Origin of the sequence: Halopenitus sp. H-Gu1, assembly GCF_041821145.1 — an archaeon.
Classification (GTDB): domain Archaea; phylum Halobacteriota; class Halobacteria; order Halobacteriales; family Haloferacaceae; genus Halopenitus.
In genome coordinates, this window is record NZ_JBGUBC010000017.1 from 1 (window position 1) to 13,748 (window position 13,748).

Below are 13,748 nucleotides of genomic sequence, written 5' to 3' on the forward strand. Positions count from 1 at the left end.
CTCCGACGCCGGGCCAATCGTAGAGCGAAAAACGACTCCCCGGGAATCACTCGGAGATTCCCGGTCTTCCCACATGGTGTACGGCGGTTCGACTCCGCCGGTGGGACTCCCAATCGGGGGAAGGCACATGAGAAACGACGAACAACACGGTCTCTCACGACGGACGGTACTCGCAGGGCTCGGTACCATCGGCATCGGAGCCGCCGGCGCCGGAATGGGAACCACCGCGTACCTGAGCGACGAGGAGACGTTCACGGGGAACGAACTCGTCGCGGGATCGCTCGACCTCAAACTCGACTGGTCGGAACACTACTTCGACGGCAGCGCGGGCACGGAGTACGGGAGCTATCTCGGGACGGAAGACGATCTCGGTGATCGACGCGGCTTCCCGAGCTCGAATCCCGTCTTCGCGGTCCCGCAGCAGAACGTCGACGAGTTCATGCAGGCGACCTCGATCGAGGCGTATCCGGACACCAACGACGACGGCGTGTACAGCCCCCCCGCCGGGTGGGACGATCCGGAATCGGACGAGTACGTCTGCACGCTCGGCGCCGACACTTCCAGGGACATGGACCCTCGCGAAGACGGCACCGGAACCGGACTCCGCTCGGAAAACGACGACACGTGGGTCGACGAGGCAGACACGTACAAGCCGCTCGTCTCGCTTTCGGACGTCAAACCGTGCGACTTCGGCGAACTCACGCTGAGCTATCACCTGTGTGACAATCCCGGATACGTGTGGCTGAACGGCGAACTCATCGAGAACGCTCAGAACGGCTACAGCGAACCGGAGCGCGAGCGGCTCGAGGAGCTGTACGGCGACGATCTCCCCGAGGAAGGACAACTCGCCGATCACCTCTTCGTCCGGCTGTGGTACGACGACGGCGACAACCTCCTCGGGACGGACGAGACGGAGATCGTCACCGGGTCGTTGCGCTCGGTGCTGGAACTGCTCGGCGATGGAGCCGGCATTCCGCTCGATCCGACCGGCGACACCGGGATCGTGCCGAACGGAGACGACGACGAGGAAGGCGTGACGCTGACCGACGACGACTGTCACGTGGAACCGGGGAACCCGACCTGCGGAGAGTACGGATTGCTGCAGGCGATCAGGATCGAATCAGGAGACCTGCCGACCGCTGTCGGCGAGTCGAAAGACTACGAGACCGCCGTCGGAACGGTGACGATCACTGTCACGGAGATGGAGGGCAACGACGTCCGGGAGTTCGACATCGATCTCGATGGGTTCCTGGCGAGCACGATCATCGTGAAGGGCGGGCCGAAAGCGAACATCTGCAGGCGCATCGAGAACGACGAGCTCCAGCCCGTGACGGCGGGGGAGGGACTTGGCGCACCGCTCGGAGCCGGCAAGGGCGGCGAGGAGCGATACGGCGTCAGTCACATCGACGTCTGTTATGACGCCGAGACACCGGATCCCGGAGATCCCGGGGAGCCGGAGACGAAGTGCTTCGAGCCGTCGACGACACACTACGTGGGGCTGGAATGGTGGCTTCCGTGTGCGGTCGGCAACGAGGTCCAGACCGACACGGTCGACGTCGATCTCGGGTTCTACACCGAGCAGTGTCGCCACAACGAATCGCCGGGTGTCGAGAACGAAACCGACGACGTCGGCGATGGGAACGGGGGCGAGGACGGAGAATCCGGGACCGAAACCGAGGACGGCACGAAAGAATCCGACGGAGGGAGCGGATCGTGATCCGGATTCGTCGGTCGTCCGGCGGGCGAGTAGATAGGCCTGCAGTGGGCGGTAGGAGGGGTATACCATCCGATCTCGAACCGGTAGGAGACCCATGCATATGTCGGGAGAGCCCCATCCACCTACCTGAACAGGGAGGGTCGACTCCCGGCGTGGAGCGCCGGGGGACGGCCGGCCGTTTCAACGGGGATGAACGAGACGAATGACGAACCAGAACCGATCGACACTGACCCGACGACGAGTCCTGGCCAGCGTGGGGAGCGTCGGCATCGTCGGGTTGACGCTCGGTCGGGGACTGACTCCGAGCCGAACCGCCACCGATCCCGATCAGTACACACGCTACACGTACGCGGCCACTACCGATCCCGGAGATGGACCGCGGATCCGCGTCGCCTGGAACAGCACCTACAACGGGGAGCCCGTAGTTGGCGAGCCGACTGAAACGAACGGGGACGACGGCGATTCGGAGACCCCCGTCGAGTCGAACGACACGAGCCGGAACGGCAGTGACTCGAGTACGACCAGCGAGCCGGCCCTCGACGGCTTCGACCCGAGCGTTTCGGGACCACTGATCAACGAGTCGAACGTGCTTCCGGGTGATTCCGGAACGACGGCGGTGGGGCTGTACCCGGAGGAGATGGATGCACGCGTCCGCCTGTTCGTGACGGACGGGAGCGGGGACGGTCCGGTCTCGGGAGCACTCGCCGAGGCGATCGACGTGGCGCTGTGGTACGATACCGGCTTTTTTGGGATCGGCGGCTGTCAAGGGACGGAGTCGGTGCCCGACGACCCGGCAGTGGAGACGACGCTTCGCGATCTGGGCGATCGATACGGTCCCGATGGCGATGGGTTCGCCATCAAAAACGGAGTCGAGGACTGCCTCGAGGAGGGAGAGCACATCTGTTTGGGGTTCGCCTGGCGGATCGACGAATCGATCACGAACGCCTACCAGGGCACGTCGGCGAGCTTCGGGCTCCAGTTCCGGGCCGAACAGTGTGGCGGTGAACTATGAGCCGAGAGCCACTTCGCCTGAGTCGTCGCCAGGTGCTCGCGGGCGTCAGCGGAATGGGCACGTTCGGAGCCGCCGGGGGCGCGGCAAGCGCCGCGTATCTCTCCGATCGCGAGAGCGTTTCAAGCACACAGGGAACCGGACAGGTCGGTCTCACAGTGACGTGTGGCCCCTGTGTGACGGGCAACGGCGTGACGAAATTCACGTTCGACGACCTCGATCCCGACAGTGAGGAGGAGGAAGAGGAACGCTTCGAATTATCTATCGACGGGAACCCGATCCGAGTCTGGCTTCGAACCACCTGTCCGCCGGCGGTCGACCCGCTCGGGGAAGCCCTTGAGGTCCGGCTGTGGGTCGAAACGAACTGCGGAGATCCCGGCGGACGACGAGATCTCCATCCGAACGGCGGATGGACGACGTTCGCGGCCCTTCGTGAGGAACTCGCGAGCGGAATCCGCGTGGACGATCCGGCCGATCCGTGTTTTTCGGCGGACGACGATCCGTGTCTTCACTTCGAGTACCGACTTTCGAATGACGCGGCGTGGGCGGCGAGCGCGGAAAGCGAGTTGACGTTCGAATTCGTGGCCGAACAGTGTCGTCACGTCCCCGAATCGAACGCGACACAGGAAGCGTTCCCGACGCCGAACTGCCCCGATCTCAACTGTTCGACGTGCGACAAACTCGGAACGATCAAACTCCAGGACGATCGGCTCGTCCCCGGCAAGACGTACACGCTCGACGGCGACGACGAACACGAGATCGAGGTCCTCCAGGTCACGGACGCGGTGGACGCAGTGGACAATCAGGAGAACCGTGAGACGGTCTGTGTCGACTTCCGGCTGTTGAAGGACGGCGAAGAGTCGGCGGCACCGCCGATCTGTGAGGTCTCGATGAATAGCGGATCCGTGAGTCATGAGATCGATCCACCGCTCACCCGAACTCGGGGACGGATCTGTACGCCCAGTGACGGAGATGGGGGCGACGGCTCTCGACCGGGGATCACCTCGATCACCGTCTCGACGTGTGCGGACGGTGGCGGAAATAACGGAGGTGACCACTCATGAAACGCCAAACGGTAGTACGCGGGCTGGGACTGATGGTGCTTCTTGCACTCGTCGTGCCGTTCGTGATCTACGCGATCCCGGGCGTGGTCGGCGCCGAGTACAGCTTCGTGGTACTCACCGGGAGCATGTCCCCCGCGATCGAGGCGGGAGACGTCGTCATCGTCGACGAGACCGATCCGGGGACCGTCGAGACCGGGGACGTGATCACCTTCGTACGCGGGAGTTCGGAGACGCCAGTGACTCACCGCGTGGTGGACGTGGAGGGTGACGGCAACGACCGGAACTTCGAGACCAAAGGCGATGCCAACGAGGACGTCGACGCAAACCCAGTTCCCCCCGAGAACGTCCTCGGAACGGTGCTGATCACCATCCCATACATCGGATACGTCATCCAGGCGGCCAACTCACAAACCGGATTTATCCTGCTCGTCGCGGTTCCGATCGGGCTGTTAGTCGCGACGGAACTGTGGTCGCTACTGGTCGCGAGCCATCGGTCGCCCGGAGCCACCGCGAAAGCGGCCGAAGCGGCCGTCGACGAATCGGGGATGAAGTCGGACGGAACGGAGACGAAAGCGCCGTCCGCGGCCGAGGCCAACGACGACGACGCGGAGCGAACCATCGACACCGATGCGACGGCGAACTCCGCAGATGGGGCCGTGTCCGGCGGTGTCGTCCTTACCGAGAACGACCTCCAGTTGTCGACGGGAGTGTTGGTCGGGATCGTCCCTTACTGCATCTACGTCGCGTGGGAACTCCAAACGACCCTTACCATCACGGTGGCGTTCGCGGCCACGCTCTCGGCGATCGCGATCGGAGGAACCCTGGTCTCGCTTCGATTGAGCGGCGGCGATGGTGACGACATGGATCCGGAGTCGAATTCCGATGGATCTGACGGAACGGAGGAGACGATCGGAGCGGATGAGGCAGGCGAAGCGGACGAGTCGCCCGGAACGGACGCGCCGAACGCGACGGTGGGATCGGCCGGAACGGTCGGATCCGGGACCGGCGGGTCGGACGGATCGGGGAGCGTCACGGACGGCGGCGAGCCCGCAGATTCCGGCCGCAATCCCGAGTCCGTCGCGCCGATCGATGGTTCCGCCCCGTCGACGGAGGCGGAGAACGAGGACCGCGTCGAGATCCCGGTGGTCAACGGAGCCGATCCCGGCGAGTCGATGATCGGCGGCGATTCGAGGTCCGACGGCAGGATGACCGGGGAGACGGTCGCCGGGAAATCGGCTGGCGATGACGCCTCTCGAGGTACGACGGCTCGGAACGGAGAGGATCAGAAATGACAACTGAAAGATACGGTCGATTTGCGGTCGTGGTCGTCAGTCTATGCGTCACGCTCGCCGCCTTCGGCGGCGGCGCGGCGACGGTGGCGCTGTTCGGCGATTCCGCCTCAGTGAGCGGAACGATCGAGACGGGTGAAATGGGAGAGACGTTCTCGATGGACGTCGTGGATCGGAACACGGGGCCGAGCGGGAACGTGCCGACCGGGCCCGAGATCCAGAAGAACAAGAAACCCGACGAGGACACCGAAGAGGAGGACAAATCCGGCGATAAGGATGCCGACGGTGAAGGCGAATCCGGAAACGAGGACGACAAAACCCCCGACAAGCCCGACGACAAAACCCCCGACAAGCCCGACGACAAAACCCCCGACAAGCCCGACGACAAAACCCCCGACAAGCCCGACGACAAAACCCCCGACAAGCCCGACGACAAAACCCCCGACGAAGAGGACAAAACCCCCGACAAGCCCGACGACAAAACCCCCGACGAAGAGGACAACGAAGGCGAAGATCCCGAGAAAAACGTCAATAACGGGGGCGACCCCGGCGAGGACGAGAACACCGGCGAGCCTGGCGAGAACCCCGGCGAAGACGACGCCGAAACGAACGAGCAAGACGAGGGGAGCGGTGAGAACGAGGACGGTGACCCCGAGAGAGAGGGCGGCGACGACGAGACGGACGCTGATGCAGACGGTGACGACGATGACGCAGACGACGACACCACCTCGAACGGAGACCAGTCCGGCGGAGATGCAACGAACAGTGGTGGATCCGGCGACGGTGGAGACGGTGGCGATGGCGGATCGTCGGGCGATAGCGACGGCGGCAACTCCGACGACGGAGACAATTCCGACGGCAGCAGCGGTGGCGAAAGCGGCAGTTCCGAAACCGGCTCCGACGCCGAGTCCGGCACGGAGTAAGTAGCACGCACACACACGGTCGGAGCGAGCGTTTATCCCGGATGGAGCAACTATCCACGGGTATGTCCGTCGCCGGTCCACCCGTTCCAGCCCTCGCCGAGCGTGCCGAGGCGTGTGCGAGCCGTTTGCGTGCCGCGAATCGTGTTCTGCTCGCTTCCCACATCGATGCGGACGGACTCACGAGTGCCGCGATCGCCACGAGCGCGCTCTCGCGGGCGGGGATCGATCACGAGGTCATCTTCGAAAAGCAACTCGACGAGGAGTCGATAGCAGCGATCGCCGACCGCGAGTTCGACACCGTGCTGTTCACCGATTTTGGCTCCGGACAGCTCGAGGCCATCGTCGAACGGGAGGCCGCGGGCGCGTTCACGCCAGTGATCGCCGACCACCATCAGCCCGCCGACGCCGACACCGAGTACCACCTCAACCCGTTACTGTTCGGGATCGATGGCGCCTCGGAGCTGTCGGGAGCCGGAGCGAGCTACGTGCTCGCACACGCGCTGGATCCGGAAAATCGAGACCTCGCGGGGCTCGCTGTCGTGGGCGCGATCGGGGACATGCAGGGCGGTACCGAGGGGCTTACCGGGGCGAATCAGGGGATCGTCGACCACGCCGTCGCAGCCGGAGTGCTCGATAGCCGGACCGACCTCGCACTCTACGGAAAACAGACCCGACCGCTACCGAAGCTGTTGGAGTACGCGAGTGACGTTCGAATCCCCGGCGTCTCGAACGACGAGGCGGGGGCGATCGCGTTCCTGTCGGATCTCGATCTGGAGTTGCGATCCGACGACGGAGAGTGGCGACGATGGGTCGACCTCGACGACGAGGAACGGCGCGTGCTCGCGAGCGGGTTGATGAAGCGGGCGGTCGCCTCCGGCGTGCCCGCGGACCGGATCGAGGAGCTCGTCGGGACGTCCTACACGCTCACAGCCGAGGAACCCGGCACCGAGCTTCGTGACGTCAGCGAGTTCTCAACGCTGCTCAACGCGACTGCCCGGTACGACCGCGCCGACGTCGGGCTCGCGGTTTGTCTCGGCGAACGCGACGATCCCCTCGAACGCGCACGAACACTCCTTGGGAACCATCGGCGAAACCTTTCGGAGGGACTTCAGTTGGTGAAAACGGAGGGAGTGACCCACGAGGAGCATCTCCAGTGGTTCGACGCCGGATCACGCATTCGCGAGACGATCGTCGGGATCGTCGCCGGGATGGCGATCGGGTCGCCTGCGGTCGACTCCTCGAAGCCGATCGTCGCGTTTGCACGGAAGGACCCGGATCACGTGAAGGTGTCTGCACGCGGCTCACACCGGCTGGTTCGGGAGGGGCTCGATCTGTCGGCCGCGATGGGCGAGGCGTCCCGGGCCGTCGGCGGCGAGGGCGGCGGTCACGACGTCGCTGCCGGTGCGACGATCCCGGACGAGACACGGCAGGAATTCCTGGAGACCGCAAACACGCTCGTGGGCGAGCAGATCGGGTGAACATTTCGTGGGTTGGCGGATGGTGAACGTTCCGTCGGCAAGCGGAAGATGAATGTTCCGTCGGCAAGCGAAAGGTGAACAGATTGGTGATGGCCCGAGACGACACCGTCACTCTTCGTACATCGACTCGAACTCCGCGGCATACCGATCGACGATGGCCGGACGCTTCTTCTTCATCGTCGGAGTGAGCAGCCCGTTCGATCGAGAGAACGGCTCGGGGACGAGCCGGAATCGCTTGATCCGTTCGTGGGGTTCGAATTTCTCGTTGACCCGATCGATCTCGGAGGCGATCCGTTCGCGAGCGCGATCGTCACGACAGATCGCCGATCGGTCCTCGGGGAGATCGACCCCAGTATCGGCGGCCCACGCCTCGATCGCCGCGACGTCAGGGACGACGAGCGCGCTGACGAACTTCCGGGAGTCACCGACGACGAGACAGCTCTCGATCAGTGCACGGGCCGAGAGGGCATCCTCGATCGGGGCCGGAGCGACCGTCTTGCCGGTCGAGAGGATGAGCAGTTGGTCGGCACGCTCGCGGAACTCAATGTAGCCGTCCGGTCGGAGTTCGACGACGTCGCCGGTGCGAAACCGACCGTCGTCGGTAAACGCCTCTCGGGTCGCCGCGGGGGCGTCGAGATAGCCGTTCGTCACCTGCGGACCATCGATCAGGAGCTCCCCAATGTCGCCGTCATTGGCGGGGTCGAGGCCGTCGCCGACCGACCGATCGAGCGTGACCTCGGTGTCGATGACGGGCGGCCCGATCGTTCCGATCTCGGGGGCATCGGGGGGGTTGAGCGTAACGACTGGTGAGGTCTCGGTGAGGCCGTATCCCTCCAGGATCGGGACGCCCATCGCGTGATAGCGTTCGCAGAGATCACTCGAGAGCGGTCCGCCGCCGGAGATGAAGAAGTCGATCTCCCCGCCGAACGCCTCCCGGACCGAGGAGAGAACGAGTGAGTCAGCAAGCGAGTGTTTGGCCGAAAGAACCGCGCCGGAGCGGTCGGTTTCTCGGTAGTCCAAGCCGATCGCGAGGGCCCACTCGAAGAGCCGCCGCTTGATCGCGGAGTCGGCGATCCGATCGCGGATCGCGGCATCGAGCTTCTCATAGACGCGGGGAACGCCGGTCGCGACGGTCGGGGAGACGAGCGAGAGGTCCTCGGCGAGCGTGTCGGGAGCCTCGGCGTAGGCGACGGTCGCTCCGGCCGCGAACATCAGGTAATGACCGACCAGCCGCTCGAAGACGTGAGCGAGCGGAAGGTAGGAAAGCGAAGTGGATTCGGAACCGAGATGTGGTGTTCCGGGCTCTTTGCCCGGCGAATCGGCGTGCCGGCGCGGGCCGAGACGGGTGTAACACTGGGCGAGGTTCGAGCGGAGGATTCGGTGAGTGAGCATCACGCCCTTCGGTCGACCGGTCGTCCCCGAGGTGTAGATGAGGCTCGCCAGATCGTCCGTTCCTCGCTCCGCGAGCCAGGCATCGTAGGCATTCGGATCGAACGCTTCCGATCCGCGCTCGTGGAGATCGCCGAGGGAGAGGATCGGGACATCGAGGGGATCGAGGTCGCCGGAGTCCGCCGACGTATCCGGGTCGACCGATTCATCTGGCTCGGTCGACGTATCCGGGACGGTCAACTCATCCGGGTCGGCCGCATCGGCTTGATCGACCGCATCGACTCGGTCAAGCGAATCGTCCGGGATCACGTCCATGGTGACGATCGCCTGCAGATCGTGGTCTAAGTCGGCTGCGACCTCACGGATCCGCTCGACGTGTTCGGCGTGTTCGGCGATGACGACGGTCGACGTCGAGTCGTCGAGGAGATGTTTGACTCGGGAGGATGACGCCGATGGATAGACAGTCGTGACGACGCCGCCGGCCGCGAGGGCGGCGAAATCGGCCTGTGCCCACTCCATCCGCGTCCGCGCGTAGATGGCCACGCGGGAGCCCGATTCGACACCGATCTCCCGAAAGCCGGCGGCGAGAGATTCGACTATCGATCGCATCCGGTCATAGCTGAGATCCGCATACGAGCCGTCGGGGGCGTCCGGGATGACGCCCGCCGCGACGAGTGAGCGGTCGTGGACCCCGCCCTTGTAGCGCTGGGCGATCCGATCGGCATATCGATCGGCACACCGATCGAACGTCCGCGATATCGTTGCCGGAAACGAAAGCCCACTCGAGAACTCCGCTTCCGCCTCCTCGTAGTTCATGTCGGATCAGTTCGCCGAAGCCGGGATAAGTGATCGGCCATCGACGGGGAAACTCGGTCGATCGGAGCCATCGGGAGTCATCGCTCCTCAAGGAACGACAGCACGCCACGAACGTTCAGCCCGACGTTCGCGCGGATACGTTCCTCGCTCCAGACGTCGGTTAGCTCAGTCGTCTCCTGGAAGTGACGCACGACCGCCTCGTCGTCGCTGAGTTCGGCGCGCTTCTGACGGACCGCCTGCACCCACTCGACGTACGTCCGCTTCATCGACGAAACGATCTCAGGATCGTATTCGCGCGGCCCGAAATGGGAAAAACAGAGCACCTCCGGATCGAGGTCGGCGATCGTCGAGGCGTCGGCCAGGGCTTGGTCGAGATCGAAGTTCGGCGGTGAGGTCGTTGGTCGTATCGTGTCCCGCCGAGGAACGTAGATGCCGCCCGCATCGCCAGTGAAGACGACACCATCGTCCGGTTCGTGGACGATCGTCTGGTGGGGGGCGTGCCCGGAAGCCTCGTATACATCGAGGCGACGATCGCCGAGATCGATCGAATCGCCGCCACGGAGACCGTCGATCCGCGCATCCGGGACCGGTTCGGGTTCGACGTGGTGACGCCACTGGTCGCCGACGATAGTCTTCGTCGCCGCCACGATCCGGTCGGGATCAACGAGGGAGGCAACGCCGCGCTCGTGGATCCGAATCGCCGAATTTGGATACCTGGCCGCGAGAAACCCCGCTCCGCCAGCGTGATGGAGGTGGGCGTTGGTCGGGAGGATCCAGGCGAGGTCGTCGGCGTCGATACCGAGAGCGGAGAGCGTCTCAAAGAGGAGATCGTGATTCGTCCCGATCCCAGTGTCGATCACGGCCGGGGCGGGGGTATCGTAGACGTAAACGGACCCGTAGCCGGTCGTCCCGTACATCCCGGTCTCGTGGTAATACAGGTCCTCGACGCCGCGGACCGCCTCGAACTCCCCCGGTTCGAGCCCGTGGCCGTCGGCGGCATGTTGGTGCTCGCGTCTCACACGGGAGTGTGTCTCAGGTGGTCGGTTAAGCGTTGTCGGTTACTTTGGGAAGATCGTCATCGACTGGGACTGCCGGAAACGGATCGGCGTCAGTATCGATATCGATCGTGCCGAGGATCAGGCGGGGGCAACGCCAACGGTGAGGAGGGTTCCCCACGTCCGGTAGCGGTCGACCATCGCCTCTCGCGTCTCCCAGTCGTCGATCGGAAATTCCTCGGCCGGCGGGATCTCGATCTCGCGGTCCGGTATCGTGTCCTGTTCGGCCACGAGCAGTCCGGCCTCCCGAAACGCCTCGCGATACTGTCGGCGGTCCCAAAGCGTCATCTCCAGTGAAATAGGATCTTGCCACTCGTGTGTGTGTTTGCTCTCAGCGAAGTAGTTCACTGCACAGTAGAACGTTCCTCCGGGTTTCAGAATACGTCGGATCTCCGAGAGCGTCGTGTGTGGGTCGGCGGCGTAGTAGAACGCTTCCATCGAGAAGACGTGATCGACGGAGTCGTCTTGAAAGGGAAGCGCACCGAAATCCCCGACGAGAAATTCAACTGCCTCGTCGTCAGTGTACTCGCGGGCGTTTCGAGCCATCTCCGGAGCGCCATCGAGACCATATCCGCGATCGATCCCCCGCTCGCGGAGGGCGCGGATCGCGTATCCCGACCCGGTGCCGAGATCGACGACGGCGTCGTCCGATTCGACGGGCATCCGGGCTAATGCGTGTTTAGCAGTGTGCCAGTGCCGCCGTTCCATCCCCCGATCGCGGCCGTCAGTCGCCCAGGCGTCGAATTCCTCGCGAACGCTCATACCTGACGTGCGGGCGGCCGAGTGAAAACTGGTTCGGACGGCCACATGTGGGAGCGATCCCGAGGTCCACCCTCGGGGCGGCGGGTTTTTGCCGGGAGAGAACGGACGCAATATATGAACCGACCGAAGGCGCTTCGTCGAGCGAACTTTCGGATCGCGGATTCGGCCCAGCAGGTCGTCGGGGGATTCCTGCTGGCCGGACCCTTCGTCGTGACCGAGGAGGTGTGGGTGCTCGCGACCGGGATGAACGCGATTCAGGCGGTCTTGACCGCCGGAGTCGTCGCCGCCATCGGTTATGCGGGATTGTACCGTGCGGATACCGGCCGGGATCCGGACGCGGAACGGGCGGTCGTGGGGATCCCGGTCCGGTTTCTCTCGTTGATGGTGGTGTCGTTCGGATCGGTGTTGTTGCTCGCGCTGCTTCTCGATGCGCCGGAGACGTTCCTGATCGACCAGGGAATGACGGGGAATACGGTGTGGATTACGACCGCAAAGGCGATCACGGTCGGTGCCGTCTTCAGCGTCGTCGGCGCGGCGACGGCTGATAGCGTGTTCTGAAGCGCTGGCAGAATCGGCATCCAGATGGCCGACAGTATTTCCGAAGCGCCGACGGCATCGGCACTGCGACGGAAACGCCATTCTCCGGATCACTTCGCGGCCAAAGGGCCTCCGCACCTGCAAATCAGTTAAGTTCGTCCGGAGGTAGCGGCGTGTATGGAGTACACGCTGGCCATCGAGAACGGCCCCGAGACGATTCCGGGGGGAACCGGACTGCTGTTGGTGCACCCAAGCATCGGGGAGACGGACCGGATCGATACGGACTTTCTAAAGGCCGATACCGACGCGTTCCTGGTGGTCTCGACGCGCACGACCGCCCGCGAGGTCGAACAGAAGCTCGAATACTACGACGTCGACGAGTCGAAGGCGACGATCCTCGATACGATCTCGGTCGAGCGGGGTTACTCACGGCGGTCCGGCGACGACGTCTACTACGTCGCCTCGCCGGATGACCTCGATGGTGTCGTCGACTCGATAGAGCGTTTTCTCACCGCACACGACGGCAAACGTCGCGTCTCCGTCGACTCGCTGACCGAGATGGCCTACTACGCCGACGAGGAGGCGACCTACGAGGCGGCCGCAGCGATCCTCGAACTGCTCGCCGAACACGACGCGGTCGGACTCTTCCATCTCTCGCGGGAGGTCCACGAGGAGGAGCGCATCGATCGGTTCCGAGAATTGTTCGACGGCGTCGTCGACTTACAGGCCGACGGCAGCGTGAGCGTCGAGATATAGCGTTTGTCTCGGCGGAGGGGATCGAATATCGAGACACTCACGGAACGTCGGCATCCAGGGCATCGAGGGTGCGTTCGGTCCACGCCACCGCGTAGTCGGGACCGTGTTCGAGATAGACCGACGCATCGAGCGCGGCGAACGGCGTCGGGAGATCGAGCCCGTGACGGACCGCAGAACAGGCGTATTCGGTTGCGCTGGCGAAGTCGGTCTCCCCTCGGGCGATACGTCCGGGAAGCGCTTCGAGGCGACCGGTCAACCGTTCGCCGGCATCCCTCCAGGCATCATGAAGCCGGTCGTGGTCTCCCTCCCAGGTCGCAAAGGTCTCACGGGTCACCAGACCGGTCCACGCATCGAAGAGGGCGTTAGCGATCTGATAGACGTCCGCCGGACCGGGCTCGCCGAGTGCGTCCGTTCCGCGTATCGCGGCATCGAGATCCCGGTAGCGCTCGCCGAAGAAGGGGAGGAAGTGCTCCGGAACGGGAGTTCCGTCGGGAGCCTCCGCGCCGATCTCGACGAGGGCACGCGCGATCAGGAACGCGAGGAAGTCATCCGGCGTGTGCTCCCCGCGGCGCTTGCAGATCACGGTCTCCGGCACGGTCTGGTCGGTCCAGACGACGGTGCCGTCGCCGGGCATGCCGACGGTGAACTCGCTGCCGCAGTAGCGATAGAGAACCGTGGGTGCGTCGTCGGGGAGCCACTCGGTCGGGTAGCTGGCGGGGTCGAGCCGGCCGACGAGGAGCCCGAGGTCCTCGGCTGCGGCCGGCGGAATCGTCTCGAAGTCCGCATCCGCATCGACGACCGGAGTTCCCGGTGCGTGCGTCGACCGGACGGCCTCGAGGTCCGCCGGGAGCTCGCGCGTGGAGAACATTCAGCCGAACGCGTACAGCAGGATGATGAGGATCGCCAGAACTGCCGAGGCGCCGACCGTTCCGAGAACGACCTTCGTTGGGGTG

Annotated in this window: 12 protein-coding genes; 8 read left to right on the plus strand and 4 right to left on the minus strand. The window is 64.5% G+C overall.

Annotated features, from left to right (window positions below):
* Positions 1–127 precede the first annotated feature (127 nt).
* From ACERIT_RS12015 to ACERIT_RS12040, 6 genes are all read left to right on the plus strand, one after another.
* On the plus strand, positions 128–1,717 hold the full coding sequence (locus tag ACERIT_RS12015; protein WP_373675101.1) for a SipW-dependent-type signal peptide-containing protein: 1,590 nt from the start codon (positions 128–130) through the stop codon (positions 1,715–1,717).
* Positions 1,718–1,919: 202 nt separating this feature from the next.
* On the plus strand, positions 1,920–2,729 hold the full coding sequence (locus ACERIT_RS12020; protein WP_373675102.1) for a hypothetical protein: 810 nt from the start codon (positions 1,920–1,922) through the stop codon (positions 2,727–2,729).
* A complete protein-coding gene (locus tag ACERIT_RS12025) occupies positions 2,726–3,790 on the plus strand; it encodes a hypothetical protein (RefSeq protein ID WP_373675103.1) in 1,065 nt (354 codons plus the stop codon). Before ACERIT_RS12020 ends, ACERIT_RS12025 begins: the two co-directional genes overlap by 4 nt.
* Positions 3,787–5,082 carry a signal peptidase I gene (locus ACERIT_RS12030; protein WP_373675104.1) on the plus strand — a complete coding sequence of 432 codons (1,296 nt, stop codon included), beginning with the start codon at positions 3,787–3,789 and terminating at the stop codon, positions 5,080–5,082. The genes ACERIT_RS12025 and ACERIT_RS12030 overlap by 4 nt, the downstream gene beginning before the upstream one ends.
* Positions 5,079–6,002: a hypothetical protein gene (locus ACERIT_RS12035; RefSeq protein WP_373675105.1), complete on the plus strand. Its 924-nt coding sequence runs from the start codon at positions 5,079–5,081 to the stop codon at positions 6,000–6,002. Before ACERIT_RS12030 ends, ACERIT_RS12035 begins: the two co-directional genes overlap by 4 nt.
* A 62-nt stretch (positions 6,003–6,064) precedes the next feature.
* A complete protein-coding gene (locus tag ACERIT_RS12040) occupies positions 6,065–7,480 on the plus strand; it encodes a DHHA1 domain-containing protein (protein WP_373675106.1) in 1,416 nt (471 codons plus the stop codon).
* A 108-nt stretch (positions 7,481–7,588) separates the two neighbouring features.
* Here the strand turns inward: ACERIT_RS12040 and ACERIT_RS12045 are convergent, their stop codons facing one another.
* The 3 genes from ACERIT_RS12045 to ACERIT_RS12055 form a co-directional block, all read right to left on the minus strand.
* Positions 7,589–9,685 (minus strand): long-chain fatty acid--CoA ligase, encoded by a 2,097-nt coding sequence (locus ACERIT_RS12045; protein WP_373675107.1) that lies wholly within the window; start codon positions 9,683–9,685, stop codon positions 7,589–7,591.
* 77 nt (positions 9,686–9,762) lie between these two features.
* On the minus strand, positions 9,763–10,704 hold the full coding sequence (locus tag ACERIT_RS12050) for an MBL fold metallo-hydrolase (RefSeq protein WP_373675108.1): 942 nt from the start codon (positions 10,702–10,704) through the stop codon (positions 9,763–9,765).
* Positions 10,705–10,821: 117 nt separating this feature from the next.
* Positions 10,822–11,502: a class I SAM-dependent methyltransferase gene (locus ACERIT_RS12055; RefSeq protein ID WP_373675109.1), complete on the minus strand. Its 681-nt coding sequence runs from the start codon at positions 11,500–11,502 to the stop codon at positions 10,822–10,824.
* Positions 11,503–11,616: 114 nt separating this feature from the next.
* Between ACERIT_RS12055 and ACERIT_RS12060 the strand changes: the two genes are divergently transcribed.
* Both ACERIT_RS12060 and ACERIT_RS12065 read left to right on the plus strand, forming a co-directional pair.
* Complete coding sequence (locus tag ACERIT_RS12060; RefSeq protein WP_373675110.1) at positions 11,617–12,060, plus strand: DUF2391 domain-containing protein; 444 nt, start codon at positions 11,617–11,619, stop codon at positions 12,058–12,060.
* Between the two features lie 156 nt (positions 12,061–12,216).
* Complete coding sequence (locus tag ACERIT_RS12065) at positions 12,217–12,795, plus strand: hypothetical protein (RefSeq protein WP_373675111.1); 579 nt, start codon at positions 12,217–12,219, stop codon at positions 12,793–12,795.
* A 37-nt stretch (positions 12,796–12,832) separates the two neighbouring features.
* Here ACERIT_RS12065 and ACERIT_RS12070 read toward each other — a convergent pair whose 3' ends face one another.
* Entirely contained in the window at positions 12,833–13,663 is an 831-nt protein-coding gene (locus tag ACERIT_RS12070) for a hypothetical protein (RefSeq protein WP_373675112.1), read from the minus strand.
* Positions 13,664–13,748 lie beyond the last annotated feature (85 nt).

What these genes read in the sequence shown, in the direction of transcription:
- ACERIT_RS12015 (WP_373675101.1), top strand. Translation starts at nt 128, where the DNA reads ATGAGAAACGACGAACAACACGGTCTCTCACGACGGACGGTACTCGCA.
- ACERIT_RS12070 (WP_373675112.1), bottom strand. Translation starts at nt 13,663, where the DNA reads ATGTTCTCCACGCGCGAGCTCCCGGCGGACCTCGAGGCCGTCCGGTCG.
- ACERIT_RS12045 (WP_373675107.1), bottom strand. Translation starts at nt 9,685, where the DNA reads ATGAACTACGAGGAGGCGGAAGCGGAGTTCTCGAGTGGGCTTTCGTTT.
- ACERIT_RS12055 (WP_373675109.1), bottom strand. Translation starts at nt 11,502, where the DNA reads ATGAGCGTTCGCGAGGAATTCGACGCCTGGGCGACTGACGGCCGCGAT.
- ACERIT_RS12065 (WP_373675111.1), top strand. Translation starts at nt 12,217, where the DNA reads ATGGAGTACACGCTGGCCATCGAGAACGGCCCCGAGACGATTCCGGGG.
- ACERIT_RS12020 (WP_373675102.1), top strand. Translation starts at nt 1,920, where the DNA reads ATGACGAACCAGAACCGATCGACACTGACCCGACGACGAGTCCTGGCC.
- ACERIT_RS12025 (WP_373675103.1), top strand. Translation starts at nt 2,726, where the DNA reads ATGAGCCGAGAGCCACTTCGCCTGAGTCGTCGCCAGGTGCTCGCGGGC.
- ACERIT_RS12040 (WP_373675106.1), top strand. Translation starts at nt 6,065, where the DNA reads ATGTCCGTCGCCGGTCCACCCGTTCCAGCCCTCGCCGAGCGTGCCGAG.
- ACERIT_RS12060 (WP_373675110.1), top strand. Translation starts at nt 11,617, where the DNA reads ATGAACCGACCGAAGGCGCTTCGTCGAGCGAACTTTCGGATCGCGGAT.
- ACERIT_RS12030 (WP_373675104.1), top strand. Translation starts at nt 3,787, where the DNA reads ATGAAACGCCAAACGGTAGTACGCGGGCTGGGACTGATGGTGCTTCTT.
- ACERIT_RS12035 (WP_373675105.1), top strand. Translation starts at nt 5,079, where the DNA reads ATGACAACTGAAAGATACGGTCGATTTGCGGTCGTGGTCGTCAGTCTA.